The sequence below is a fragment of the Pseudonocardia sp. EV170527-09 genome (assembly GCF_008369905.1).
In the GTDB taxonomy this organism is placed as follows: Bacteria; Actinomycetota; Actinomycetes; order Mycobacteriales; family Pseudonocardiaceae; genus Pseudonocardia.
Genome location: NZ_VRMC01000360.1, coordinates 1 through 410 on the forward strand (window position 1 = coordinate 1; position 410 = coordinate 410).

Annotated in this window: 1 protein-coding gene; it reads right to left on the bottom strand. The window is 47.6% G+C overall.

What is annotated here, in order from left to right; translation table 11 throughout:
- Positions 1-228: 228 nt before the first annotated feature.
- A partial coding sequence (locus tag FVA95_RS32335) for a hypothetical protein (protein WP_205016053.1) occupies positions 229-410 on the bottom strand: 182 nt, incomplete at its 5' end.

Here is a 410-nt window from a genome sequence, read left to right on the forward strand (position 1 = left end):
AGCAGGAGGTGATGACCACAACCGCGATCACCGCCTAGATTGACTGACGAAGGCTCACGAGGTAGCCGTCCTCATCCACCACGCCAGCGGACGTGACCTGCGATCGCAAGATTGTGTGATGATGTGATTGGGTAATAGTTGTGTTATCACGTGGTTAGGTGATTATTTTTGTATGTGTGGATCTTTCCCTGGTTCCTTGATCTTCAGCGGCGCGGTAGATCAACTTATTTACAGGAGTCGAGTTTCGGTACTCCTAACTTTCCGCAGCATAAAAAGAAGATGTAGAAAAAGAACCACCGCAATGAATGGCGTGACTTTCTCTTCAGGGAAGCCTGCAATAATAAATCCCGCGGCGATAAGTGTGAGAATTCCACCAGAAAGCACCACTAACCATGCAGTAAATTCCCTTT